Raw genomic sequence first — 23,521 nt, 5'->3', positions numbered from 1 at the left:
GTCAGCTCCACACGAAGCGGAAGCTGCCGACGGCGATCGCGGCGGCGATCGCCAGTGCCATGATCGCCAGCCCACCCACGAGCGCCACGGCATCCCGACCGTGCAGGCGCGAGGGGCGCGCCCACGTGCGCGGGATGCCGGAGCCGAAGCCGCGCGCCTCCATCGCCATGGCGAGCTTGGTCCCGCGGCGCACCGCGAACACGAGCAGCACGAACGCCATCGAGAAGAACCGCCGCAGGGCCCCGGCGTCGCCGACGCCGCGCGCCCTCCGGGCGAGTGCCATCGTGCGCCAGTCGTCGAGGAACAGTCCCAGCATGCGGGTCCCCGCCAGGATGCCGAGCACGAACCGGCTGGGCAGCCGGGCGACCTGCGAGAGCGCGTCGGCGAGCTCGGTCGGGTCCGTGCGACCGAAGAGCAGGATGGTCGGAAGGCCGAGCGCCAGCACGCGCAGGCTCACGGCGACCGCCAGCGCGATCGAGTCGTCGCTGATGGTCGCGAATCCGAAGGTCCAGTAGACGCGGCCTGCGGGTTCGGCGTACAGCAGCATACTGACCCCGGCGATCGGAGCGAAGATCGCGATGGGCAGCAGGCGCCGGAGGACGGTGCCGAGGCTCAGACCGGTCAGCGGCAGGCACAGCAGCTGCAGGGCGATCGCCACGAGCGCGCTGGTCACGTCGATCGAGGCGAACAGCGGCACCGACAGCACGAGGGCGAGGAGGAGCTTCGTCACCGGGTTCACTCCGTCCAGCCAGAGGGACTCCCGGGTCTCTGCGCGGAGCGCGTGCAGTGTGCCGGTCATGCGGCCACCCGCCTCTCCAGCTCGATGCGGTGCCCGCCGAGATGCTGTGTCACACCCTCGTCGTGCGTGACGGCGATGATCGAGCGCCCGCGGGCGATCTCCTCCTGCAGCAGGGACACGAGGGATATCCATCCCTTCCGGTCCTGCCCGAAGGTCGGCTCATCCAGGACGATGACCGCCGGGGATGCCGCGAGCACCGTCGCGACGGACAGCCGGCGCTTCTGGCCGCCGGACAGCGTGAACGGGTTCGCCAGGGCGAGGGGCGCGAGGTCCAGTCGTTCGAGCAGTGCGTCGACGACGGCGTCCGTCCGCGCGCGATCCCAGCCCAGCGCCTTCGGGCCCACCGCCAGCTCGTCCCGCAGGGTCTGCGTGAGGAACTGATGCTCAGGCTCCTGGAAGACGGTGCCGATGCGGGTGAGGAGCTCGCGGGAGGACCACCGGAAGGGTCGCCGCCCGCGACGTCCTGCCAGATCCTCCGCGGCGAGCACTTCGCCGTCCCGCTCGGGGATGAGTCCGGCGAGGGTGAGGGCGAGAGTGGACTTGCCCGCACCGTTCGCCCCCGTGACGACGGTCGCGGCTCCCCGAGGAACGCGCACGTCCAGCCCGCTCTGGACGGGGCTGCGCGCGTCCCGCGCGATCGTGAGCTCGGACGCCGACAGCACGGCGTCGCCGGTGGCGTCCGGCAGGGCGGGCAGCTCGATCCCGGCATCCGGCACCCACACGCCCGCGTCGGCGAGCGCCGGGCCGTGCTCGGCGAAGACGCGGGCGGGGGCGCCGTCGGCCAGCAGCCCGCCGTCGGCGGCGAGGACGATCACGCGTGTCATGAGGTCGACCCAGACCGGCGTGCGATGCTCGACGACGACGAGGGTGGCGCCGGTCTCGTCCACGGCCCGCTCGACGCTCGCTCGCACCTCCTGCACGCCGACGGGGTCCAGATTGGCGGTCGGCTCGTCCAGCAGCAGGAGGCCGGGGCGCATGGCGAGAGCACCGGCGAGGACCAGGCGCTGCTTCTGTCCGCCCGAGAGCGCCTTGGTCGGACGGCCGAGCGGCACATCGAGACCGGCGGCGGCGAGCGCCTCCGACACGCGCCCGGGGATCTCGGATGCCGGAACGCCGAGGTTCTCGCAGCCGAAGGCGACGTCGTCGGCCACGGTGGACAGCACGATCCCGGCATCCGGATCCTGCAGGACCAGACCGGTTCGACCGCGCGAGGACTCCGGCGCGGCGCCGTCGATCAGCAGGGTCCCGGTGCGCACACCCTCATCCGCGTCGCCGAGGACGCCGGCGATCCCGGCCAGCAGCGTCGACTTGCCCGCCCCGGACGCGCCGAGCAGCAGCACGCGCTCCCCCGGCTCGATCGTGAAGGAGACGTCGCTCACGGCCGGAAGCCTGCGGCCGGCGTATCGCCATCCCCAGCCCGTGGCCTGCACCCGAGCCGGCCGGGCGGCACTCATCCCGCCCTCAGACTTCGCGGACGAGCTCTCGCCCGGCCGCGAAGCGGTTCAGTGCACCGGTCACGGCCAGAGCGCGCACGAGCAGCCAACCGACGATGCCGGCCAGGATCGCGCCCGAGATCACGACGGTGGTGAGGTAGATGGTGTTGAACTCGAGCGACTTCAGGATGTTCGGCGAGCTGCCGTAGAAGAGCTCGAAGATCCAGGCCGCGGCCCCCGCGCCCGCCCCGGCGAGCATGGCGACGACGATGCCGAAGCGACGGTAGAGGAACAGCGCGAAGACGAGCTCGGCACCCAGGCCCTGCACCAGGCCGGAGAGCACGGTCGAGACGCCCCACACGTTGCCGATCATCATCGAGACGATGGCCGCGACGAGCTCGACGACGAGGGCCGCTCCGGGCTTGCGGATGACGAGCCCGCCGACGACGCCGCCGAGCAGCCAGATGCCCACGGCGATCCCGCCGAGACCGGGGGTGAGCGCGTCGGCGGCGCCGAACCAGGCGTAGCCGATCGTGTTCCAGCCCCAGAACACCAGGCCGAGCGCGACCCCCAGGACGGCGGCGACGACGATGTCGACGACGCGCCAGCGCCAGGGATGCGCACCGGCGGATGCTGCGACGGATGCTTCGTTCGAAGCGGGTGCGGGCGTGGACGTACTCATCTGTTCTCCTCCCTGCGCCGGCATGATCCGGATCAGGTTCGACGGTCGAAGCGCGGATCGCTTCCTCTCAGCCCGGCTCGCCGGACTCCCGTGGGTTGTGAGCACGATCTTACTCCGATGCCAATACGGGGGAGTCACATGCGGATTCGGTAGCGTATGCGGGTGACCCTCGACGAGCAGACCGACGGCGGCGGCGCCCTGACGCGCCGGGAGCGTCGTCGGCGCATGATCGTGGACGGGGCGGCGACCGGTTCGAGCGGCGCATCCGCGGAACCCGAGGCCGCGTCCGAGCAGGCTGCGGGCGATGCCGCGGACGTCGGGTCCGACGCTGTTCCGGATCCCGAGACCGCGGTCCTGACCGATGACGACGCCGCGACCGATTCGACGGCGGATGCCGCGACCGTCGCGGCGCCGGCTGGCGATGTCCGGGTCCTGTCCGAGGCCGGCAGTGACGTCACGACGGATGCGGAGACCGCGATCGCGTCGGATGCAGGGCCCGGCACCGGCATCGAGGTTCCGATCGACGTGACGCAGGATTCCGACGCCGCGACCAGCGAGGCACCCGCGACCGCCATCGTGTCCGATCCCGAGACCGGCGAGACACCCGCGACCGTGATCGTCTCCGACGCGGAAGCAGGCGGCGCGGCCGAGACCGACGCGGACGCCCGCGACGACGACACCGCGGAGGTCGCCGCTCTCCTGGCCGCGGACACCGCGATGGAGCGTCCCGCCGCCTGGGCGGACGAGAACTCTCCCGCGACCGCGCTGCTCTGGGTCGATCCGCTCGCGGTGGCCGCGGCGAGCGGGGCCGCTGCGATCGACACGTCGACCGACCGCGACGACGGGCCCGACCTCCTGGTGGGCGCCCCGCGGCGCGGCATCCTGCGCCCGGGCATTCTGGTTCCGCTGGGGACCCTGGTCGCGCTCGCCGTCGCCTATTCCGCCACGGCGCTGCTGTGGCCGCTTCATGAGCTCCCGCCGACGGTCGAGGCCGTCGCGGTGGAACCGGTCGCGGCCGAGGCCGCCGCGGTGACCTGGCCCGCCGACGGCAGTGCCGCGATCAGCGTGGACGGCATCGGGACGGCGTCGTCCACCGGAGATCGGGCACCGATCGCGAGCGTGACGAAGGTCGTCTCGGTCATGCTGGTGCTGGAGGAGCGACCGCTGAAGCCGGGCGAGCAGGGGCCGGAGTACGCGTTCGACTACGGAGACACGCTCGACTACTGGTCGTACCGCCGCGACGACCAGTCCGCGCTGGACGTTCCGGTCGACGGGACGCTCACGGAGTACCAGATGCTGCAGGGCGTTCTGCTCGGGTCGGCGAACAACTACATCGACCGGCTCTCGGACGAGATCTGGGGATCGGACAGCGCCTTCGCCGACGCCGCCGAGCAGTGGCTCGCCGCGCGGGGGCTCAGCGACATCACGATCGTGACGCCGTCCGGCCGCAACGAGGGGAACGTCGCCTCCCCCGCATCACTGACGAAGCTCGCGTCGATCGCCATGGCGAATCCGGTGTTCGCGGAGATCGTCGGAACGGCCTCGGTGGAGCTCCCCGGCGCGGGTCTCGTGACGAACTCGAACGGGCTTCTCGGAGAGCCGGGATTCGTCGGCGTGAAGACCGGATCGCTGGACGGGGACTACAACCTGCTCAGCGGCAAGGACGTCACAGTCGGCGACACCACGGTGCGCCTGTACGCCTCGGTGCTCGGTCAGGACGGCGACGACGAGCGTCTGGAGGCGAGCCGGGCGCTGTACGCGCAGGTGGAGGCGGCGCTGCAGGCGCAGGGCCCCGCTGTCGCCGCCGAGACCGTCGTCGGCGAGGTGAGCACCCCGTGGGGAGCGAGTGCGGACGTCGTGACGGATGCCGACGCGGCCGTCGTGCTGTGGAACTCGGCCGCGCCGACCGCCGAGGTCGTGTTCGACCTCGGCGATGCCACCGAGGCGGATGACGCAGTCGGCACCCTGACGGTCACGGGACCGCTGGACTCGGTCGAGGTGCCGGTCGTCCTCGCCGAGGAGATCGAGCCGCCGAGCGCGTGGTGGCGGCTCACGCACCCGTTCGAGCTGTTCGGCATCACCGACTGATCGCCTTACGCGAAGAGGCCGCCACCCCTCCGGGTGGCGGCCTCTTCGGACTGCGGTCAGGCCTGTTCGGACTCGGATTCGACGGGCTCGCCCTCCGCGGCATCCTCCGCCTCGCCGGTGACGACCACGGGAGTGGACGCGGTCATCGCCTCCTCGGCGTCGATGTCGGTCGCGGCCTGCTCGAACTGCGACTGGTACAGCCGCCAGTACGCGCCCTGCGCCGCGATGAGCTCGTCGTGCGTGCCCTTCTCGACGATGTCGCCGTGCTCCATCACGAGGATGAGGTCGGCATCGCGGATCGTCGACAGGCGGTGCGCGATCACGAACGAGGTCCGGCCCTGGCGGAGGGCCGCCATCGCGTGCTGCAGCAGCAGCTCGGTACGGGTGTCGACCGCGCTCGTCGCCTCGTCCAGGATGAGGATCGACGGCTGCGACACGAACGCCCTGGCGATGGTGATCAGCTGGCGCTCACCGGCCGACACGTTCGAGGCGTCCTCGTCGAGGACCGTCTCGTAACCGTCCGGCAGCGCGTGCACGAAGCGGTCCACGTAGGTGGCCTTCGCCGCCGCCAGCACTTCCTCGTCCGTCGCCGTCGCCCGGCCGTACCGGATGTTCTCCAGGATCGACCCGGCGAACAGCCACGGATCCTGCAGCACCATGCCGGTGCGCGAACGCAGATCGGAACGGGTGAGGTGCGCGATGTCCTGTCCGTCCAGCAGGATGCGTCCCGAGTTCAGCTCGTAGAAGCGCATGATGAGGTTGACGAGGGTCGTCTTTCCCGCACCGGTCGGTCCGACGATCGCGACGGTCTGCCCCGGCTCCACCCGGAAGGACAGGTCGGTGATCAGCGGTCGCTCCGGCGTGTACGAGAACGAGACGTTCTCGAACTCGATGACGCCCTTGCCGTCCGCGATCTTCGCCGCGTCGTCGCCGTCCGGGTCCTGCTCGTCGGCGTCCAGGAAGTCGAACACCCGCTCCGCCGACGCCGTGCCGGACTGCACGACCGCCGCCATGCCGCCCAGCTCGCTCAGCGGCTGCGTGAACTGCTGCGAGTACTGGATGAACGCCTGCACGTCGCCGAGCCGCAGCTGTCCGCTGGCCACCATGAGCCCGCCGAGCACCGCGATGCCGACGTAGGTGAGGCTTCCGACGAAGGTCATGGCCGGCATGATGATGCCCGACAGGAACTGTGCCTTGAACGCCGCCCGGTAGAGCTCCTCGTTCTCGACCTGGAACTTGTCCAGCGCATCCTGCTCACGGCCGAAGACCTTGACCAGGGCGTGACCCGAGAAGGCCTCCTCGACGCGGGCGTTGAGTCGGCCGACCTTGCGCCACTGCGTCCCGAACGCCCGCTGCGAGTGCGGACCGATGACGCCGAAGATGACACCCATGAGCGGCAGGGCGACCAGCGCCACCAGCGCGAGCTGCCACGAGATCGAGAACATCATCCACAGCACGCCGATGACCGTGAGGATCGACGTCAGCGCGCCCGAGAGCGACTGCTGCATCGTCTGCGTGATGTTGTCGATGTCGTTCGTGACCCGCGAGATCAGCTCACCGCGCTGCACCTTGTCGAAGTACGACAGCGGCAGGCGGTTGATCTTCGCCTCGACGTCCTCTCGCAGGCGCCACATCGTGCGCACCATGATGACGTTGATGACGTAGCCCTGGATCCAGGTCAGCAGCGCCGCGCCGACGTAGATCGCCAGCACCGCGATGATGATCCAGCGCAGGCGCTCGAAGTCGATGCCCGCACCGACCTCGAAGTCGCTGAACGCGGCCACCATGTTGGCGAAGTCGTCCTGACCCTGCGCGCGGAGCATCTCGACGATCTGCTCCTGCGACGTGCCGGCCGGGACGCCCGCATCGCCGAGGGTCTTCGAGATGAAGCCCTCGTAGATGATGTTGGTCGCCTCGCCGAGCACCTTCGGGGCCGCGACGGTGAGGACGACGCCGATCGCGCCGAGGATCGACACGAAGACGAACCACAGGGCGGACGGCTTGAGCAGGCCGATCATGCGGCCGAAGCTCTTGCCGAAGTTGTCGGCCTTCCCGGGTGCGACGGCGTCCCAGTCGCCGGAGTTCTGGCGCGCCTGTTCGGCGAGCTCGGCCTCGTACTGCTCGTCGGCGGTCAGCTGTTCGGGCGTGCTCATGCGTCCACCCCCAGCTGCGACTCGACGATCTCGCGGTAGGTGTCGTTCGACGCGAGGAGCTCCTCGTGCGTTCCGACGCCGACCATGGTGCCGCCGTCGAGGACGACGATGCGATCCGCGTCCGTGATCGTGGACACGCGCTGTGCGACGACGATCTTGGTCACCTCCGGCAGTTCTCTCCACAGTGCTTGTCTGAGTCGTGCATCCGTCGTCAGGTCCAGCGCCGAGAACGAGTCGTCGAACACCAGGACCTTGGGCTGGTGCACGATGGCCCGCGCGATCGCGAGACGCTGGCGCTGTCCGCCGGACACGTTGGTGCCGCCCTGCGCGATGCGCGAGTTCAGCCCGTCGGGCATCTCCTCGACGAAGTCGCGTCCCTGAGCGATCTCGAGAGCCTTCCAGAGCTCCTCGTCGGTGGCCTCCTCGCGGCCGTAGCGCAGGTTGGAGGCCACGGTTCCCGTGAACAGGAACGGACGCTGCGGGACGAGCCCGATGCTGTCCCAGAGCTTCTCGACGTCCGCGTCGCGCACGTCGGTCCCGCCCACGCGGACGACGCCTCCCGTGACGTCGAAGAGTCGCGGGATGAGCGACACCAGCGTGGTCTTGCCCGATCCGGTCGACCCGACGATCGCGACGGTCTCGCCCGGCTCGGCGCGGAAGTCGATGCCGGTGAGCACTGGCGCTTCGGCGCCGGGGTAGGTGAACTCGACGTCGTGGAAGGACACCGTGCCCGGGGTCGGGAACTCGGTCACGCCGTTCTCGGGACGCACCATGGTGGACTCGACGTCCAGCACCTCTCCGACGCGCTCGGCCGAGACGGCGGCGCGCGGGATCATGATCGCCATGAAGCTGGCCATGATGACACCGCCCATGATCTGACCGATGTACTGCATGAAGGCGAACAGCGTGCCGACCTCGACGGTTCCGTTGTTGATCTCGATGCCGCCGAACCAGATCACGGCGACGACCGTGACGTTGAGGATCAGCATGAACAGCGGGAACAGCAGCACGAAGAGCGATCCGATCTTGCGACCGAGGATCATGATGTCCGTGTTGGCCTCGCGGAACCGCTCCTCCTCGATGCCCTCGCGGACGAACGCGCGCACGACGCGGACGCCGGTGAGCTGCTCGCGCATGATGCGGTTGACGTTGTCGAGCTTGGCCTGGTTGCGCCGGAACAGCGGGACCATGCGGCCGATGATCAGTGCGGCCAGGATCAGCAGCACCGGAACCGAGACGGCGATCAGCCAGCTCAGCCCGACGTCCTGCTGCACGGCCATGATGATGCCGCCGATCGCGAGCAGGGGCGCCGTGACGAACATCGTCGCCCCCATCATCGCCAGCATCTGCACCTGCTGCACGTCGTTCGTGTTGCGGGTGATGAGGGAGCCGGCACCGAACTGCGAGACCTCGCGCTCGGAGAAGCTGCTCACCCGGGAGAAGACGTCCGCACGGATGTCGCGGCCGAGGCTCATGGCCGCGCGCGCCGCGAAGAACGTCGCGATGATGGAGGCCAGGATCTGGCCCAGCGACACCGCGAGCATGAACGCCCCGGTGCTCCAGATGTAACCGGTGTCGGCCTGCGCGACACCCTTGTCGATGATGTCCGCGTTCAGGCGCGGGAGATACAGCGTGGCGAGCGCGCTGACGAACTGGAAGACGAGGACGCCGACCAGCAGCGGCCAGTATTTCGAGAGATAGCGGAACAGGAGTTTTCCGAGCATGGAGGATTCCTTCTGAGCAACGGCCGGATTCGGCCATCAGATAGAGTGCCACGCCCCGCGGACATTGCCTATGCCCGATCCCGAATATCCGCTCAGGGCGAACGATCGGCTGATCGGGGGCGATATCTGCACCGGATGCAGATAAGGGCGGCCTCAGTCGAAGAGGGCCCGCGGCGGGACGAACGAGCGCGCGCCGGCCGCGGCATCCGGAGCCAGCTCCGCGATCGTCGCCGGCTGCCAGCGAGGGCTGCGGTCCTTGTCGACCAGCTGCGCGCGGATGCCCTCGACGAGATCGGGATGGTGGTGCACGAACCACAGCACGCGGCGGTATTCCCCGGTCAGCGCGGCGCGCAGGTCGCCCTCGCGCGCCTCGCGCACGGCCTCGAGCGTCACGGCGAGCCCGGTGGGCGCGAGCTCGGCGAGCAGGTCGGCGGTCTCGGATGCCGCGGGCTCGGACCGCTCGGCGAGCCGGCGCAGGATCTCGCCGACCGAGTCGGCGGAGAACACCTCGTCGATCCACGCGCGCTCCTCGCGGAGCGCGGACGGCTCGGGGGTCTCGTCGAAAAGCAGGACGAGCTCGGCGGGACCGGTCGGATCCGCCCGGTACGCCAGCGCCTCGCGCAGCGCATCGAGGTTCTCGGAGGGCACGTAGTGATCCGCGAGGCCGGCGTACACGGCATCCGCCCCGTCGAGGGTGCGCCCAGTGAGCGCGAGGTACTCGCCCAGCCTGCCCGGTGCGCGCCCCAGCAGGTAGGTGCCGCCGACGTCGGGCGTGAAGCCGATCCGGGTCTCGGGCATCGCCAGCCGGGACCGCTCCGTGACGATGCGGATCGCCGCGTGTCCGGCGAGACCGATCCCGCCGCCCATCGTGATGCCGTCGGCGAAGGCCACCAGCGGTTTCGGGTACTCGGCGATCAGCGCGTTCATCGCGTACTCGGCGCGGAAGAACTCCGCCGTCTCCTCGGGACGACCCGCGCGGATCTGGTCGTACAGGGCACGCACGTCCCCGCCGGCGCAGAGTCCGCGGCCCTCGCCGTCCAGCAGGACGATCTGCACGTCGGTGTCCGTCTTCCAGGCTTCGAGCGCCCGTGTGATGTCACGGATCATGCCGAGATCGAGGGCGTTGATCGCCTCCGGACGATTCAGGGTGATCCGCCCGAGCGCCCCCTCGGTGCGGACGAGGACTCGGGATGCTGCGGGCTGATCGGTCACGCAGGCCACGTTACCCGCTGACGCCTTCGGCCCAGATAATGCACGATTTTCCGCGATTTCCGACAAGATAGAGAGGACTGCCCAACAAAGAGAGGTCCCGATGCCCGACGGACAGGTGCTCGAGTTCGACCGCGTGACGAAGCGCTTCGGCGACGTGACCGCCGTTTCCGACTTCTCCGGACGGGTCGAGCCGGGTGTCGTGACGGGATTCCTCGGACCCAACGGCGCGGGCAAGACGACCACGCTGCGCATGCTGCTGGGACAGATCCGTCCGGCCTCGGGGACCGCGACCATCGGCGGAGCGCAGTTCGCCGAGCTGAAGCATCCCGCCCGCGTCATCGGCGCCATGCACGAGGACCCCGGTTTCCGCCCGCGTCGCACCGTCGAGCGTCACCTCGTCCTCGCCGCGAAGGCGAACGGCGTCTCGCTGTCGCGGGTCGCGGAGGTCGTCTCCTTCGTGGGACTGGACGGAGAGGCCGATTCCCGCATCGGCACCCTCTCTCTCGGCATGCGCCAGCGCCTGAGCGCGGCGACCGCGCTGCTCGGCGACCCCGGCGCCCTCGTGCTCGACGAGCCGGCCAACGGCCTCGATCCCGAGGGGATCCGCTGGATGCGCATGCTCATCCGCGGTCTCGCCGACGAGGGGCGCACCGTTCTGGTCTCGTCCCACGTGTTGAGCGAGGTCGAGCAGGTCGCGGACGAGATCCTCGTCATCTCGCGCGGACAGCGCAAGTTCGCCGGGTCGCTCGCGTCCCTTGCCGACCCGTCCGCGGGCCCGGTCGTCGTGGATGCCGTGGACCGCGGCAGCCTGACAGGCGCCCTGACCTCGGCCGGCTTCGATTTCGAGGTCCTCCGTTCCGGCCTGACGGTGCGCGGCAGCGACGCGAAGACCATCGGCGCCGTCGCCGCGCGCGCCGGTGTCGCGCTGACCACCCTGCAGCAGCGCGGCCCGACGCTCGAGGACGTCTTCCTCGACCTCGTCAACGACCGGCCGGTGCAGCTGCGCAAGCCCGAGCCCGCCGACGTCACGACGGCCCTCCCCCTCGCCGGCGCCACCGAGACTCCTGCCACGGTCGAGGATCTCTCCGCACAGAGCGCTCCGGACGAGCCCGACGCGGCGAACGAGACCGCCGCCGTCGCTGAGGCGGCTGATGAGACCGCCGAGGTCGACGAGGCGGTCGCAGCGGAGCCCCCCGCGGCGACCGCCGACGGCGACGAGGACGAGGTCGCAGCGGATGAGTCCGCTCCACTCGACGCGTTCGCGCCGGTGTCGGCGGCGGATGACCGCCCGCTGCCCGGAGCCGCGGGGCTCGCCGTTGCCGCGGCCGGACTGGCGGCCCCCGATGACACCGCTCCCGTCCCGGTGGTCTCCGACGCCTGGGCGGCCCTGATCTCCGGTCGCCCCGTCGACGGTTCCGAGGAGCCGGCGGACGGCGATGCCGAAGCGCAGCCCGAGCACGCGGCCCCCGAAGAGGCCGCCCCGAACGACGCACTTCCCTCGCCGTCGGAGTCCGTCGACGGTGCGATCGGCCGCCCGGACGAGTTCGACGCCGCCGAGCCCGAGTACACCGAGTCCGCGCACGAGCAGCACGTGGCCGAGTCCGAGCAGGCCGCGCCCGACGACGCGCGGCCCGAGGCCGCGCAGGATGCCGAGGCGCACGGATCGTCCGAGCATCCCGTGCCCGCGCACGACACCGACATCGACCACTCCGAGGACGCTCGCACCGAGAGCGAGCCCGACGAAGGACGCGAAGGCGCCGACAGCGAGCACCTCGACGGGCACGACGACGCCGAGGCCGCCGACGAGGACCACGACGCGACGACGGATCCCGATTCTGCGACGTCGGACGCCGGCACCGACCACGGTGACCCCGCAGCATCCGACGAGCACTCGAAGGAGGCGCGGAGCGAGCACGACGCCGAGGGGCCAGTCGAGGCCGGCGAGACGAGCGAGGCGGAGCGCACCGAGCAGACCTCGTACGATGTCCTCACCGACGAGCCCGCGGAGAGCGTCGACGGTCCCGAGGACGGTCATGGCGGGGACACGGAGGGCACGGCATCCGATGTCATCACCTCCGTGCCCGGCGGCGAGACCGACGCGGCAGAGGAGTTCTTCCGCGACGTGATGGACGCGGACTCTGAGGACGCCCACGAGGAGCGTCCTCAGCACTGACGGTCAGACCGGTCGAGGTCGGATCACCGGCCGGCTCTTGCCCTTCACGACCGGAGTGGGTGCGGTCGCGACGATGTCGGTGACGTCGGCGAGCTCCTCCGTCACGTCCAGGCGGAGCGCCTGCGTGAGCGCGAGCCCGTGCCGCGTCGTGAAGATGAGCCGCTGGTACTGCTCGTCGCCCTCGAGGTCGATGACGACACTCGGACGGCGTCGGCGGATCAGAACGAAGTCCGTGGTGCCGGCGCCCTTCCAGGTGCCCGCGGCGAGGATGCCGGGGATGTGGGTTCCCGGGCCGGGCACGCCGCGCAGCCAGGTCCAGGCGTCGTCGGTCAGCTGGACCTTCGTGATGGTGTCGCGCGCCACCCGGATGTTCTCACGGTGGAAGGTCGCGGCGCGCTCGACGGGTGAGAGCACGACTTCGAGCTGCGTCTGATCCAGCAGCAACGTCACCATGCTTCACAGTCTGCCAGCGTCCTCCTGCGAGATGTCTGCGACTTGCTCACAGGACGACAACGATCCTGGTGAGGCCTCCGGGGACGGCCCAGGTCAGGACGCCGCGGTCGCGGCGGCCGCGGCTCGCGCGGCGGCCGGGAGCGCGTGTTCGATGCGTGCGAGCGCCGCGTCGTCGTGCGCGGCGGTGAGGAACCACGCCTCGAACACGCTGGGCGGCAGCGCGACGCCCTGCTCCCGCATGCTGTGGAAGAACGGCGCGAAGCGGAAGACCTGCTGCGCCTGCGCCTCCGCGTAGTCGCGCGGAGGGTGTGCGGCGAAGACGAGCCCGAAGAGGTTCCCGGCGCGCGGCACGGCGTGCTCGACACCCGCCGAAGCGAGCGCCGCATCGAGTGCCTCGGCAAGGCGGGAGGACGCGGCATCCACCTGCGCGTAGACCTCGGGCGTCGCGAGCTGCAGGGTCCGGATGCCGGCGGCCACCGACAGCGGATTGCCCGACAGGGTCCCTGCCTGGTAGACCGGCCCCACGGGGGCGAGCAGATCCATGATCTCCGCGCGGCCGCCCAGCGCCGCCAGCGGCATGCCCCCGCCGACCACCTTGCCGAACGTGATGATGTCGGGCAGATACGCCTCACCGGTCGACGCCTGCAGTCCCCAGAACCCGGCCGGGTGCACGCGGAAGCCGGTGAGCACCTCGTCGAGGATCAGCAGGGCGCCGTGCGCGTGGGCGGTGTCGGCGAGGAAGGCGTTGAAGCCGGGCTCCGGAGCGACGACGCCCATGTTCGCCGCGGCCGCCTCGACGATGATCGCGGCGATGCGATCACTGTGCTCGGCGAACACCTCCTCGATCGCCGCGCGGTCGTTGTAGGGCACGACGAGCGTCTGGGCGGCGATCGCCGCCGGCACCCCCGCGGATCCCGGAAGCGCGAGCGTGGCGACCCCCGACCCCGCAGCCGCGAGGAGTCCGTCGGAGTGGCCGTGGTAGTGCCCCGCGAACTTCACCAGGAGGTCGCGTCCCGTGGCGCCGCGCGCCAGCCGGATGGCGGTCATGGTCGCCTCCGTGCCGGTGGAGACCAGCCGCACGCGCTCGACGGGGGCATGCTCGCCGACGCGCACGCGGTCGACGATGAGCTCGGCGAGCTCGACCTCCCCCTCGGTCGGCGCCCCGAACGACAGGCCGCGCCCCGCGGCGTCCTGGACCGCCTGCACGACCTCCGGATGCGCGTGACCGAGCAGCGCCGGTCCCCACGACGCGACGAGGTCGACGTACGTGTCGCCCGCGGCATCCGTCACCGTCGCGCCCGCCGCGGAGGCGAGGAAGCGCGGAGTGCCACCCACCGAGCCGTACGCCCGCACCGGGGAGTTCACGCCGCCCGGCGTCACCGCGCGTGCGGCGTCGAACAGGTCGTCATTGCGGTCGGTCATGAGCGGTCCTTCTCCTCTGTCCGGAATGCGGGGTCGAATCCGCGATGCGCACGGCGCTCAGCGCGACAGCCAGCGCGCCGCCTCGGTCGCCCAATAGGTGAGGACGGCATCCGCACCGGCACGGCGGATCGACAGGAGGGATTCGAGAACGGCGGCACGACGGTCGATCCAGCCGTTCGCGGCCGCCGCCTCGATCATCGCGTACTCACCCGAGATCTGATATGCCCACACCGGAATATGAACGGCATCGCGCACCTCGCGGAGCACGTCCAGGAACGACATCGCGGGCTTCACCATCACGATGTCCGCGCCCTCGGCCTCGTCGATGAGCGCTTCACGCAGCCCCTCGCGCCGGTTGCCCGGATCGAGCTGGTAGGTGCGGCGATCGCCGGTCAGCTGCGAGTCGACGGCCTCCCGGAACGGACCGTAGAAGGCGCTGGCGTACTTGGCGGCGTAGCCGAGCAGTAGGGTGTCGGTGTGGCCCTCGGCGTCCAGCGCGCGGCGGATGGCCGTGACCTGACCGTCCATCATGCCGCTCAGCCCGAGCAGCTGCGAACCGGCCCTGGCCTGGGCGAGCGCCATCGCCGTGTAGCGGTCGAGCGTCGCGTCGTTGTCGACGGATCCGTCCTCCGCCAGCACGCCGCAGTGCCCGTGGTCGGTGAACTCGTCCAGGCACAGGTCGGTCTGCACGACGAGCGCGTCCCCGACCTCGGCTGCCAGCGCCGCGGTCGCCACGTTCAGGATGCCGTCCGGATCGTCCGCTCCCGATCCGATCGCGTCGCGCACGGCCGGGACACCGAACAGCATGACACCGCCGACCCCCGCTTCCGCGGCATCCACCGCCGCGCGGCGCAACGAGTCCAGCGAATGCTGCACGACGCCCGGCATGGACAGGATCGGAACGGCCTCCGAGATCCCCTCGCGGACGAACATGGGCAGCACCAGCTGGCGCGGCAGCACGTCGGTCTCGCGGACGACGGATCGGACGGCGGCCGACTGACGCAGCCGGCGCGGACGGATGTCGGGGAAGCTCACGGTGCGAACTCGTCCGCCGCGTGCGGGAGGGTGAAGTGGGATACGGCCTCGATGAGCGCGTCCACCGTCTGCTTGTCCGCGACGACCTGGATCGGCAGGCCGGCCTTGCGGGCGTCCTTCGCGGTGCGGGGACCGATCGCCGCGATGAGCGTCTCATCGGGGATCTCGGGGAACTGCTCGCGCACCTGCTGAGCGACCGAGCCGCTCGTGATGAGGATGGCGTTGATGCGGCCGCTGTCGACGTCACGGCGGATGCGGTCGGTGACCGGGACGCCGACCGTGCGATACGCCACCACGCTGTCGACGTCGTGCCCCGCCTTGATGAGCGACTTGGTCAGCACGGGCTTGGCGATCTCGCTGCGCAGGGTGAGGATGCGGCGGGGCTCGGGCTCCAGAGCGATGAGCTGAGCGGCCATCCCCTCGGCGGAGTTGTCCTTCTCCGGCACGAGGGCGACCTCGTAACCGACGGCCTGGAGAGCAGCGGCGGTGGTCTCGCCGACGGCCGCGATCCGGGTCTTCTTCGGGACGACGGCGCGGTGCGCGAACAGCACGTCCACGGTCGTGGCGCTCGTGATGGTCAGCCAGTCGAACTCTCCGGCCGCGAGCTGCTCGAGCGCCCGGTCGAGGGCCTCCTGGTCGTTGGTCGGTCCGAAGTTGATCAGGGGAGCGACGACGGGAACGGCGCCCTGAGCGCGGAGGCTGGCGGCGACGCCGTCGCCCCACGGGCCTCCTCGCGGGACGAGGACGCGCCAGCCGGCCAGCGGCTTGTCATGCTTCGATTCGGGTTCGGTCATCAGGAATGCTCTCGGGAGACGAGGTCGGCCGCCCCTTGTTCGAGCAGCCGACGGGCGACAGACAGCCCGATCTCACGTGCTGTGTGCATCGGGTCCGCACCATCGGCAGCATCCGCACCGTTGCCACTGCCGTTCAGATGAATATACCCCCCGTTCAGGTCTTCCGTGACGTCGAGGCCGATCCGGCGTCCGCCGTCCGGCGCGTAGACGACCGTGCGCACGCGCACGGAATCTCCGGCCGCCACGGCGTGCGCGGCCATCGGCGCCTGGCATCCGGCATCCAGACCCTCCAGGATGCCGCGCTCGACCGTGACGGCGATCCGGGTGTCCCGGTCGTCCAGCCGCGCGAGGGCCTCTCGCAGCTCGGCCGGCGCGTCGACGCGGGTCTCGACGGCCAGCGCCCCCTGACCGGGGGCGGTGGGCCACTCGGCGAGGCCGAGTTCCTCACGACGCAGCTGCGTCTCGCTGCCGAGGCGGGAGAGCCCGGCGGCGGCGAGGATCACGGCGTCCAGTTCGCCGGATTCCACGCGTGCGAGGCGGGAGTCGACGTTGCCGCGGATGTCCACGACCTCGGCTCCCGGAGCGCGGCGACGGACCTGGGCGATGCGGCGCGGAGAGCCCGTGCCGACCGAGGAGCCCGGACGGAGCTCGTTCAACGGCGTCCCGCCGCGGGTGATCGCCACATCGCGCGCATCCTCGCGCGGCGGCGTCGCTGCGATCACGAGGCCGTCGGGGATCGCGGTCGGCAGGTCCTTCAGCGAGTGCACGAGGAAGTCGCACTCGCCGGCCAGCAGAGCCTCGCGCAGGCGCGTGGCGAAGATGCCCATCCCGCCGATCTCCGACAGCGAGGCGCGATTCGTGTCGCCCTCCGAGACGATGGGGACCAGCTCGACCGGGCGTCCGGAGACCTGCTCGAGGGCGGCGGCGACGTGCCCGGACTGCGCCCGGGCGAGGGCGCTTCGACGGGTGCCGAGGCGGATCGGAGTCCTCATGGCCGGCCTACTGCAGCACGTCCGCGATCTCGTCGTACCGGAGGCGCCGTCCCGTGTAGAAGGGGACCTCCTCCTTCACGTAGCGACGGGCGTCGGTGTAGCGCAGATCGCGCATGAGGTCGACGAGCTCGGTGACGTCGTCGGCCTCCAGGGGGAGCAGCCACTCGTAGTCGCCGAGCGCGAACGCGGCGACGGTGTTGGCGATCACACCGGTGAACGCGGCGCCCTTGCGGCCGTGGTCGGCGAGCATCGCCCGCCGCTCCTCCTCGGGCGCGAGATACCACTCCGGCGTGCGCACGAACGGATACAGGCACAGCCAGTCCTTCGGCTCGACGCCGCGGAGGAACCCGGGGACGTGCCGGCGGTTGAACTCGGCGTCGCGGTGAACGCCCATGACGTTCCACACCGGCAGCAGCGAGCGCAGCAGCTCGGTGCGGCGGAGGCGACGCAGCGCCCTCTGCAGTTCTTCGGCAGTGTCGCCGTGCAGCCAGACCATGAGGTCGGCGTCGGCCTTGAGCCCGGAGACGTCGTAGAAGCCCCGGATCGTGACGCCGGAATCCTCGATGTGCTCGGCGATCGTCTCGAGCTCCGTGGCGTCGCTCTCGAGGACCGGGGCGTCCGGGTTGCGGCGCCACACCGCCCAGAGGGTGAAGCCGGACGGGGATTCTTCGAGCGCATCGGACATGATTCCAGTCTGCCCCTTTCCCCCGGGCATCGCTAATGCGCGACAGGGGCGAGGGCCGAAGGCCCGCCCGGATCAGCGGGACAGGGCGCGCGCGATGGCCCAGACGAGCGAACCCGCGACCGCGGCGAGGCCGACGGCGGCGGCGATCGCTCCGACGGGGTTGCGATCGGCGAAGGCTCGAGCCTTCACGGCGGCCCGCTGCGACGCCTTCTCGAGACGGCGCGGCACGTTGCCCTTGACCTCGATCGCGGCCAGGGCGGCCTTGAGCTCGGCGCGCGCGGACTGCACCGGGTCGACGATCCCGCCGGGCACGACGGTTCGGGGAAGCTGCTGCTCAGAGTTCGTCATCGCCGGCGTCCTTCACGATTCGGATGTCCTTCGCCACGGCCTGCCCCGGATTCTCGCGGGACATGACCTTGCGGAACTTCAGGATGCCGAGCAGGGCGAACACCAGCACGGCGAGGATCAGGATGCCGATGACGGCCAGCGCGGACAGCCACACCGGCCACCACGACGAGAGCCCGGCGACCGCGAACACGAGGATCATCGGCACCAGCCAGAACAGGAAGAAGAGCGCGACGAGGAACCAGACGCTGCCGATCCCGGCATCCTTCGCGGTGCGCGAGATCCAGACCTTGGCCGCGTCGATCTCGGCTTTGACGAGATTGCTGACCAGTTCGGGCAGGTCCCCGAGCAGGGTCAGAAGACTGTCGTCCGCGCGGTCACGGTATCCGCGGACCATGTCACTTCCCGTTCTGCGAGGACTTCTTGGCTGCGGGCTTCGAGGCTGACGAGGCCGACGTCTTGGACGTCGCGGCCTCCGCCTTCTTCTTGGCGGCCTCCACCACGTCTTCGGCGACATCCGAGACCTCCTCGACCGCGTCCTTGCCGGCCGCGATCGTGGCGTCGAGCTTCTCCCCCGGCGTTCCGGGGCCCGTCGCGGACTTGGCGACCTTCACGACACCGGTCCAGACGGCGCCGGGAACAGCGGCGGCCTTCTCGCCGACGAAGGCCTTGACCTTCGTCACCTGCTCCTGCACGGGATCGAGGTTCCAGACCTTGAGCCACTGCGTCTTGATCTGCTCGTAGCGTTCGCGTCCGGCACGTGTGCCGAGGACGTAACCCACGCCGAGTCCGACGACGAGTCCGATCTTCCCCTTCATGGGGTCTCCTCACGTTGTTCCGGTCGGGCCGCACGCGTTCGAACCGCGGGCCAGGAGTACCAGCGTAACCCCATATGCCGATTTCGGCATCTACTGGCTCGAGGGGTTGACAGATGCCCTTCGATCGGCTTCGGATCCTGCCTAGCCTCAGTCCCAGAGCAGATGTCGGCGGATGCGGTCGGCCTCGGCCGCGGCATCCGGGACGACCTGGGCGAGACCCGTGCCGGACAGCCACGCGCCGACCGCGGCCAGCCCCGGAACCGCCTCGACAGCGGCACGCGACGCCGCCCGCCGCTCGGCCGCCCCGAGGAGCGACGCCGGCTGCGACTGGGTGAAACGCGCACGGTGGGCGCCGACCAGCTGATCGCGAGACAGATCGACACCGAGCAGGGCCGACGCCTCCGTCAGCGCCAGCGACGCCGCGGCCTCGTCGTCCAGGGAGGCGGTCGCCGCCGACTCGCCCTGAGAGCCGAACGACACCCGCACGACGTGCCGCGCGCCGGCCGCCTCGCGCAGCCACGCCCATTTCGCGGTCGCATGCGTGAGCGCTTTGGCGACGTGGCTGCCCGGGACCGTCAGGACCCCGGTTCCGCGCGGAGCTTCATCCAGCTCCGGCGCGTCGAGCAGGAGCGACACGATCTCGATCTGAGGAGCCGCCTGCCGGTCGCCGAGATCGGAGACATGACCGGCGAGCAGATCGCGAGCCGCGTCCTCGGTGGTCGCGACGATCACGGCATCCGCGTCGAGCCGCTCCGCCGAGTCCGCGGAGAGAGTCCCGGGATCAGCGGCATCCGGATCCTCGTCGCCTTCGACCGGGCGCACGACGACCGTCCACCCGGCGCCCGCGCTCTCAAGCGCCTCGACAGGCGATCCCGTCCGCACGACGCCGCCGAGCTTCTCCAGATCCGCGCGCAGGGCGTCGACGAGCGTGCCCATACCGCCGATGAGTCCCTCCACCGCCGACCCCGGCGCCTTGTCCTTGCGCGCCGACTGCTGCTGACCGCGCAGCGCGTCCACGGCACCGCTGAGCGAGCCGACCCTGGTGAGCGCGGCGTTGAGTCCCGGAGCTGCGACGTCGACGTCGACATCATCCGGATGCGCGGAATAGACACCGGACACCACCGGCGCGACGAGGCGCTCGAGCACGCGCGCACCCATGCGCGAGGCGACGAGACGACCGAGGCTGCGCTGATGGCCGATCGTCAGCGGCGGTCGCAGGCGATCCACGTACGCCCGCCACGCCCCGCGCCAGCCGATGACGCGGCGCACATCGTCGGCGAACGGGTTGGCCGGGATCCCCAGGATCCCGCCGATCGGCAACGGGGCGGGCTCCTGGCCGGGAACTCCCGCCAGCCACGCCCCTCCGGTCGCGGGCGACTGCACACGTTCCGTGAGACCGAGTTCGGCCACGAGCTTTCGGACGTGCCCGCCCCGCGTCGCGTAGCTCTCCGCCCCGGCATCCAGGACGACGCCGTCGAGCTCGGCACGCCGCACGGCACCGCCGAGAGCGTCGGACGCCTCCAGCAGCGTCACTCGCATCCCGACCTTCGCGCACTCGCGAGCGGCGACGAGGCCCGCGACACCGCCCCCGACGACCACGACGTGCCGTTCGGCCGCCCGCTCCGCGAGCTCCGGTTCGGGATGCTCGCTCATGAGCCGTGCACCAGCTCGACGATGCGCGTCAGCTGATCCGGGTCCGTCTCGGGGGGCACGCCGTGACCCAGGTTGAGGATGTGCGCGCGCGCCGCACGGCCGCGCTCGAGGACGTCGTGCACGTGTGCCTCGAGAACCGGCCACGGCGCCGACAGCAGCGCCGGGTCGATGTTGCCCTGCACGGTGACGTCGGGCCCGAGGATGCCGGCGGCCTCGTCGAGCGTCTGACGCCAGTCGACGCCGACGGCGTCCGCGACGCCGCCCAGGCGCATGTCGGCCAGGAACGGTCCGGTGCCGACTCCGAAGTGGATGACGGGGATGCCGATGCCCTCGACCGCCGCCCGCGAGTGCGGCGCGACGAAGGTCCGGTAGTCGGCGGGGCTGAGCGAGCCGGCCCACGAGTCGAACAGCTGCACCGTCGCGGCCCCCGCATCGCGCTGCGCCTCGAGGAAACGGCGGGAGATGCGGGACAGCCAGCCCGCCAGGCGGTTCCAGGCGTCCGGGTCGGTGTGCATCATGGCCCTGGCGCGCAGATGCTCCTTGGACGGGCCGCCCTCGACCAGGTACGCGGCGAGCGTGAACGGGGCCCCGGCGAACCCGATGAGGGGGGTCTCGCCGAGCTCGGCGGTGGTGATGCGGACGGCCTCGGCGATCGCGGTCGTGTCGAGGTCCTGCGGATCGATGGCCGTGATGCGCTCGACGTCGGCGGCCGTGCGCACCGGTTCCGCGAACACCGGGCCCCGGCCGGACTCGATCACGACGTCGACGCCCGCGAGCCGCAGCGGGATGACGATGTCGCTGAAGAACACCGCGGCGTCCACGCCGTGGCGCCGCACGGGCTGAAGGGTGATCTCCGCCGCCAGGTCGGGGGTGAGGCACGCGTCCAGCATCCGGGTGCCGACGCGCAGCTCGCGGTACTCGGGCAGGGAGCGCCCCGCCTGACGCATGAACCAGACAGGGGTGGTCTCGGGGCGGTCTCCGGCGAGAGCGCGCAGCAGCGAGGCGGTGGGTGCAGGCATGCCTCCATCCTCGCATCCACGGCCTATGCGTCCGCCTGGGAACCCTTCCTTTCGACACGGCGTAGAATCTCTCTGTGCTGCTGTGCGTAACGGCGAGTCACAAGACCGCCTCCTTCGACATGCTCGAAAGACTGAGCCGCACCCCTGACGACGTCGCGCCGAACCTTCTGCGCATCGCGCCGTGCGTGCAGGGGGCCGTGGTGCTGTCCACGTGCAATCGATTCGAGGCGTACGTCGAGATCGACGAGCCGGTGACCGCAGCGGGAGCCGTCGGCGTCGAGGCGGTGCTCGAGGCGATCGAGCAGTCCGCCGGCATCCCGGCATCCGACCTGGAGGGCTCGTACGCCGTGCACTCCGGGCGCCGCGTCGCCGAGCACCTGTTCGCGGTGGCCTCGGGGCTCGAGTCCGTCGTCCCCGGAGAGGGCGAGATCGCCGGTCAGGTGCGCCGCGCGCTGACGTCCGCGCGCAAGGAGGGCACGACCTCGCCCGAGCTCGAGCGCCTGTTCCAGCGCGCGAGCCAGGCGCAGCGCAAGGTCAAGAACGTCACCGCCCTGGGCCGCGCCGGCCGCTCGCTCGTGCGCCTGGCGCTCGAACTGGCGGACAGCCGCATCGCCGACTGGTCGGCCGAGCGCGTGCTGCTGGTCGGCACGGGCGCGTATGCCGCCGTGACCCTCGCGACCCTGCGCGAGCGCGGCGCGACGAACATCTCGGTGCACTCGCCGTCGGGCCGCGCCGAGCTGTTCGCGAAGAAGCACGACATCGCCGCGGTCTCCGACGCCGATTACGCCCGCGTCGCGTCGCGGTCGACGCTGCTCATCACCTGCACGACCGCCACGGAGCCCGTGCTCGGACCGGCGCAGCTGCAGGCGCCGACCGGCCCGGTGGCCGTCGGATGCCCGGTCGGTCCGCACTCCCAGCTCGTCATCGACCTCGGGATGCCGCGCAACGTGGACCCCGCCGTCGCGGAGCTCGAGGGCGTCGCGCTGCTGGATCTGGAGACGATCCGTCTGCACGCACCGCTCGAGGAGCTGCAGGCCACGGATGCCGCACGCAGCGTCGTGCGCGAAGCGGCGGACACGTTCCATGTCGTCGGCCGCCAGCAGAGCGCGACGCCGGCAGTGGTCGCCATGCGCTCGCACATCTTCTCCCTGCTCGAAGCCGAGATCGACCGCGCCAGGGCGCGCGGAGACGAGGACGGCCGCGTCGAGCAGTCGCTGCGGCACCTCGCCGGCGTGCTGCTGCACACCCCGACCGTGCGCGCGCACGAGTTCGCCGCCGACGGCCGTGCCGACGAGTTCGCGGCCGCGTTGGAGACGCTCTACGGGATCGCCCCCGCCGCCCCGGCATCCGAGGAGTCGGCGACCGCCTGACTCGCCGATGCGCGGTGCTGCGAGGGCTCAGCCGTTCGTTCAAGGCATGTCACCATGGAACCATGGCCCTTCACATCACCGGAGACACCGCCGCCGACACCCTGCTGACCGAGAACCCGCTCGCTCTTCTCGTCGGGATGCTGCTGGACCAGCAGGTCCCGATGGAGACCGCGTTCGCCGGTCCGCTCAAGATCCAGCAGCGCACGGGAGCCGCGGATGCCGCGACCATCGCGCACATGGATCCGGATGCCTTCCTCGAGGCGTTCAAGCAGACGCCGTCCGTGCACCGGTTCCCCGGATCGATGGCCGCGCGGGTGCAGACGCTGTGCGAGACATTGGTGAACGACTGGGGCGGGGACGCCGCTGCGCTCTGGACCGAGGGGGAGCCCACGGGAGCCGAGGTGCTCAAGCGTCTGAAGGCGCTGCCGGGCTTCGGCGAGCAGAAGGCGAAGATCTTCCTGGCGCTGCTGGGCAAGCAGTACAGCTTCACCGGCGAAGGCTGGCGCGAGGCATCCGCTCCCTATGGCGAGGAGGGCTCGTTCCGCAGCGTCGCCGACATCGTCTCTCCGGAGTCGCTCACCAAGGTGCGCGAGCACAAGAAGGCGATGAAGGCTGCCGCGTCACGGATCAATGCGACGAAGGAGCGTTGATGCGTGACGGGGCAGGGTTGA

General features: G+C 70.9%; 21 protein-coding genes and 1 riboswitch. Of the genes, 4 read left to right on the top strand and 17 right to left on the bottom strand.

The window, feature by feature from the left end:
• Position 1: 1 nt before the first annotated feature.
• From AC3RXZ_RS12665 to AC3RXZ_RS12655, 3 genes are all read right to left on the bottom strand, one after another.
• Positions 2–799 carry an energy-coupling factor transporter transmembrane component T family protein gene (locus AC3RXZ_RS12665; RefSeq protein ID WP_243229421.1) on the bottom strand — a complete coding sequence of 266 codons (798 nt, stop codon included), beginning with the start codon at positions 797–799 and terminating at the stop codon, positions 2–4.
• A complete protein-coding gene (locus AC3RXZ_RS12660) occupies positions 796–2,253 on the bottom strand; it encodes an ABC transporter ATP-binding protein (RefSeq protein ID WP_243229420.1) in 1,458 nt (485 codons plus the stop codon). The genes AC3RXZ_RS12665 and AC3RXZ_RS12660 overlap by 4 nt, the downstream gene beginning before the upstream one ends.
• Before the next feature lie 7 nt (positions 2,254–2,260).
• Positions 2,261–2,914 carry an ECF transporter S component gene (locus AC3RXZ_RS12655; RefSeq protein ID WP_491494264.1) on the bottom strand — a complete coding sequence of 218 codons (654 nt, stop codon included), beginning with the start codon at positions 2,912–2,914 and terminating at the stop codon, positions 2,261–2,263.
• A riboswitch (TPP riboswitch) is annotated at positions 2,907–3,016 on the bottom strand. It overlaps the preceding gene by 8 nt.
• Positions 3,017–3,076: 60 nt before the next feature.
• Here AC3RXZ_RS12655 and AC3RXZ_RS12650 point away from each other — a divergent pair.
• The gene (locus AC3RXZ_RS12650; protein ID WP_491494263.1) at positions 3,077–5,002 is read left to right on the top strand and encodes a D-alanyl-D-alanine carboxypeptidase family protein; all 1,926 of its coding nucleotides are present in this window, start codon (positions 3,077–3,079) and stop codon (positions 5,000–5,002) included.
• A gap of 56 nt (positions 5,003–5,058) precedes the next feature.
• On the opposite strand, the gene AC3RXZ_RS12645 is transcribed toward AC3RXZ_RS12650, so the two are convergent.
• From AC3RXZ_RS12645 to AC3RXZ_RS12635, 3 genes are all read right to left on the bottom strand, one after another.
• On the bottom strand, positions 5,059–7,155 hold the full coding sequence (locus tag AC3RXZ_RS12645; RefSeq protein ID WP_243229414.1) for an ABC transporter ATP-binding protein: 2,097 nt from the start codon (positions 7,153–7,155) through the stop codon (positions 5,059–5,061).
• Positions 7,152–8,879, bottom strand: coding sequence for an ABC transporter ATP-binding protein (locus AC3RXZ_RS12640; protein WP_243229412.1), 1,728 nt, complete (start codon positions 8,877–8,879; stop codon positions 7,152–7,154). Before AC3RXZ_RS12640 ends, AC3RXZ_RS12645 begins: the two co-directional genes overlap by 4 nt.
• 153 nt (positions 8,880–9,032) lie before the next feature.
• On the bottom strand, positions 9,033–10,091 hold the full coding sequence (locus AC3RXZ_RS12635; protein ID WP_491494262.1) for an enoyl-CoA hydratase/isomerase family protein: 1,059 nt from the start codon (positions 10,089–10,091) through the stop codon (positions 9,033–9,035).
• Positions 10,092–10,191: 100 nt separating this feature from the next.
• On the opposite strand from AC3RXZ_RS12635, the gene AC3RXZ_RS12630 reads away from it, so the two are divergent.
• The gene (locus AC3RXZ_RS12630) at positions 10,192–12,264 is read left to right on the top strand and encodes an ABC transporter ATP-binding protein (protein ID WP_491494261.1); all 2,073 of its coding nucleotides are present in this window, start codon (positions 10,192–10,194) and stop codon (positions 12,262–12,264) included.
• Between the two features lie 3 nt (positions 12,265–12,267).
• Here AC3RXZ_RS12630 and AC3RXZ_RS12625 read toward each other — a convergent pair whose 3' ends face one another.
• The 11 genes from AC3RXZ_RS12625 to hemE all read right to left on the bottom strand — a co-directional run bounded on the left by AC3RXZ_RS12625 (position 12,268) and on the right by hemE (position 21,480).
• Positions 12,268–12,717 carry a hypothetical protein gene (locus tag AC3RXZ_RS12625; RefSeq protein WP_243229407.1) on the bottom strand — a complete coding sequence of 150 codons (450 nt, stop codon included), beginning with the start codon at positions 12,715–12,717 and terminating at the stop codon, positions 12,268–12,270.
• Positions 12,718–12,810: 93 nt separating this feature from the next.
• Positions 12,811–14,139 carry a glutamate-1-semialdehyde 2,1-aminomutase gene (gene hemL / locus AC3RXZ_RS12620; RefSeq protein WP_491494260.1) on the bottom strand — a complete coding sequence of 443 codons (1,329 nt, stop codon included), beginning with the start codon at positions 14,137–14,139 and terminating at the stop codon, positions 12,811–12,813.
• Between the two features lie 57 nt (positions 14,140–14,196).
• Positions 14,197–15,174, bottom strand: a complete 978-nt coding sequence (gene hemB / locus AC3RXZ_RS12615; protein WP_491494259.1) for a porphobilinogen synthase — start codon at positions 15,172–15,174, stop codon at positions 14,197–14,199.
• A complete protein-coding gene (locus tag AC3RXZ_RS12610) occupies positions 15,171–15,968 on the bottom strand; it encodes a uroporphyrinogen-III synthase (protein WP_243229402.1) in 798 nt (265 codons plus the stop codon). The genes hemB and AC3RXZ_RS12610 overlap by 4 nt, the downstream gene beginning before the upstream one ends.
• Complete coding sequence (gene hemC / locus AC3RXZ_RS12605) at positions 15,968–16,960, bottom strand: hydroxymethylbilane synthase (protein WP_491494258.1); 993 nt, start codon at positions 16,958–16,960, stop codon at positions 15,968–15,970. Before hemC ends, AC3RXZ_RS12610 begins: the two co-directional genes overlap by 1 nt.
• A gap of 7 nt (positions 16,961–16,967) precedes the next feature.
• Positions 16,968–17,645 carry a hydrogen peroxide-dependent heme synthase gene (gene hemQ, locus AC3RXZ_RS12600; protein ID WP_491494257.1) on the bottom strand — a complete coding sequence of 226 codons (678 nt, stop codon included), beginning with the start codon at positions 17,643–17,645 and terminating at the stop codon, positions 16,968–16,970.
• A gap of 72 nt (positions 17,646–17,717) precedes the next feature.
• Complete coding sequence (locus tag AC3RXZ_RS12595) at positions 17,718–17,993, bottom strand: hypothetical protein (RefSeq protein WP_491494256.1); 276 nt, start codon at positions 17,991–17,993, stop codon at positions 17,718–17,720.
• Complete coding sequence (locus AC3RXZ_RS12590) at positions 17,980–18,387, bottom strand: phage holin family protein (RefSeq protein ID WP_243229395.1); 408 nt, start codon at positions 18,385–18,387, stop codon at positions 17,980–17,982. Before AC3RXZ_RS12590 ends, AC3RXZ_RS12595 begins: the two co-directional genes overlap by 14 nt.
• 1 nt (position 18,388) lies before the next feature.
• Positions 18,389–18,808: a hypothetical protein gene (locus AC3RXZ_RS12585; RefSeq protein ID WP_243229393.1), complete on the bottom strand. Its 420-nt coding sequence runs from the start codon at positions 18,806–18,808 to the stop codon at positions 18,389–18,391.
• Between the two features lie 147 nt (positions 18,809–18,955).
• Positions 18,956–20,461, bottom strand: a complete 1,506-nt coding sequence (gene hemG / locus AC3RXZ_RS12580; protein ID WP_491494255.1) for a protoporphyrinogen oxidase — start codon at positions 20,459–20,461, stop codon at positions 18,956–18,958.
• Positions 20,458–21,480 (bottom strand): uroporphyrinogen decarboxylase, encoded by a 1,023-nt coding sequence (hemE, locus tag AC3RXZ_RS12575; RefSeq protein WP_491494254.1) that lies wholly within the window; start codon positions 21,478–21,480, stop codon positions 20,458–20,460. Before hemE ends, hemG begins: the two co-directional genes overlap by 4 nt.
• A gap of 74 nt (positions 21,481–21,554) precedes the next feature.
• On the opposite strand from hemE, the gene AC3RXZ_RS12570 reads away from it, so the two are divergent.
• Both AC3RXZ_RS12570 and AC3RXZ_RS12565 read left to right on the top strand, forming a co-directional pair.
• Positions 21,555–22,850, top strand: a complete 1,296-nt coding sequence (locus AC3RXZ_RS12570) for a glutamyl-tRNA reductase (RefSeq protein ID WP_491494253.1) — start codon at positions 21,555–21,557, stop codon at positions 22,848–22,850.
• Between the two features lie 62 nt (positions 22,851–22,912).
• A complete protein-coding gene (locus AC3RXZ_RS12565) occupies positions 22,913–23,500 on the top strand; it encodes an HhH-GPD-type base excision DNA repair protein (protein ID WP_491494252.1) in 588 nt (195 codons plus the stop codon).
• Positions 23,501–23,521: the final 21 nt, after the last annotated feature.

This window comes from Microbacterium cucumeris (assembly GCF_058349845.2).
This window is presented reverse-complemented; position numbering and strand designations above follow the sequence as displayed.

Bases quoted from the DNA above. Each gene is read 5' to 3' on its own strand.
- AC3RXZ_RS12630 (WP_491494261.1), top strand. From the start codon at position 10,192: ATGCCCGACGGACAGGTGCTCGAGTTCGACCGCGTGACGAAGCGCTTC.
- AC3RXZ_RS12640 (WP_243229412.1), bottom strand. From the start codon at position 8,879: ATGCTCGGAAAACTCCTGTTCCGCTATCTCTCGAAATACTGGCCGCTG.
- AC3RXZ_RS12655 (WP_491494264.1), bottom strand. From the start codon at position 2,914: ATGAGTACGTCCACGCCCGCACCCGCTTCGAACGAAGCATCCGTCGCA.
- hemQ (WP_491494257.1), bottom strand. From the start codon at position 17,645: ATGTCCGATGCGCTCGAAGAATCCCCGTCCGGCTTCACCCTCTGGGCG.
- hemC (WP_491494258.1), bottom strand. From the start codon at position 16,960: ATGAGGACTCCGATCCGCCTCGGCACCCGTCGAAGCGCCCTCGCCCGG.
- hemE (WP_491494254.1), bottom strand. From the start codon at position 21,480: ATGCCTGCACCCACCGCCTCGCTGCTGCGCGCTCTCGCCGGAGACCGC.
- AC3RXZ_RS12585 (WP_243229393.1), bottom strand. From the start codon at position 18,808: ATGAAGGGGAAGATCGGACTCGTCGTCGGACTCGGCGTGGGTTACGTC.
- AC3RXZ_RS12625 (WP_243229407.1), bottom strand. From the start codon at position 12,717: ATGGTGACGTTGCTGCTGGATCAGACGCAGCTCGAAGTCGTGCTCTCA.
- AC3RXZ_RS12665 (WP_243229421.1), bottom strand. From the start codon at position 799: ATGACCGGCACACTGCACGCGCTCCGCGCAGAGACCCGGGAGTCCCTC.
- AC3RXZ_RS12660 (WP_243229420.1), bottom strand. From the start codon at position 2,253: ATGAGTGCCGCCCGGCCGGCTCGGGTGCAGGCCACGGGCTGGGGATGG.
- AC3RXZ_RS12645 (WP_243229414.1), bottom strand. From the start codon at position 7,155: ATGAGCACGCCCGAACAGCTGACCGCCGACGAGCAGTACGAGGCCGAG.
- AC3RXZ_RS12565 (WP_491494252.1), top strand. From the start codon at position 22,913: ATGGCCCTTCACATCACCGGAGACACCGCCGCCGACACCCTGCTGACC.
- hemG (WP_491494255.1), bottom strand. From the start codon at position 20,461: ATGAGCGAGCATCCCGAACCGGAGCTCGCGGAGCGGGCGGCCGAACGG.
- AC3RXZ_RS12610 (WP_243229402.1), bottom strand. From the start codon at position 15,968: ATGACCGAACCCGAATCGAAGCATGACAAGCCGCTGGCCGGCTGGCGC.
- AC3RXZ_RS12595 (WP_491494256.1), bottom strand. From the start codon at position 17,993: ATGACGAACTCTGAGCAGCAGCTTCCCCGAACCGTCGTGCCCGGCGGG.
- hemL (WP_491494260.1), bottom strand. From the start codon at position 14,139: ATGACCGACCGCAATGACGACCTGTTCGACGCCGCACGCGCGGTGACG.
- AC3RXZ_RS12590 (WP_243229395.1), bottom strand. From the start codon at position 18,387: ATGGTCCGCGGATACCGTGACCGCGCGGACGACAGTCTTCTGACCCTG.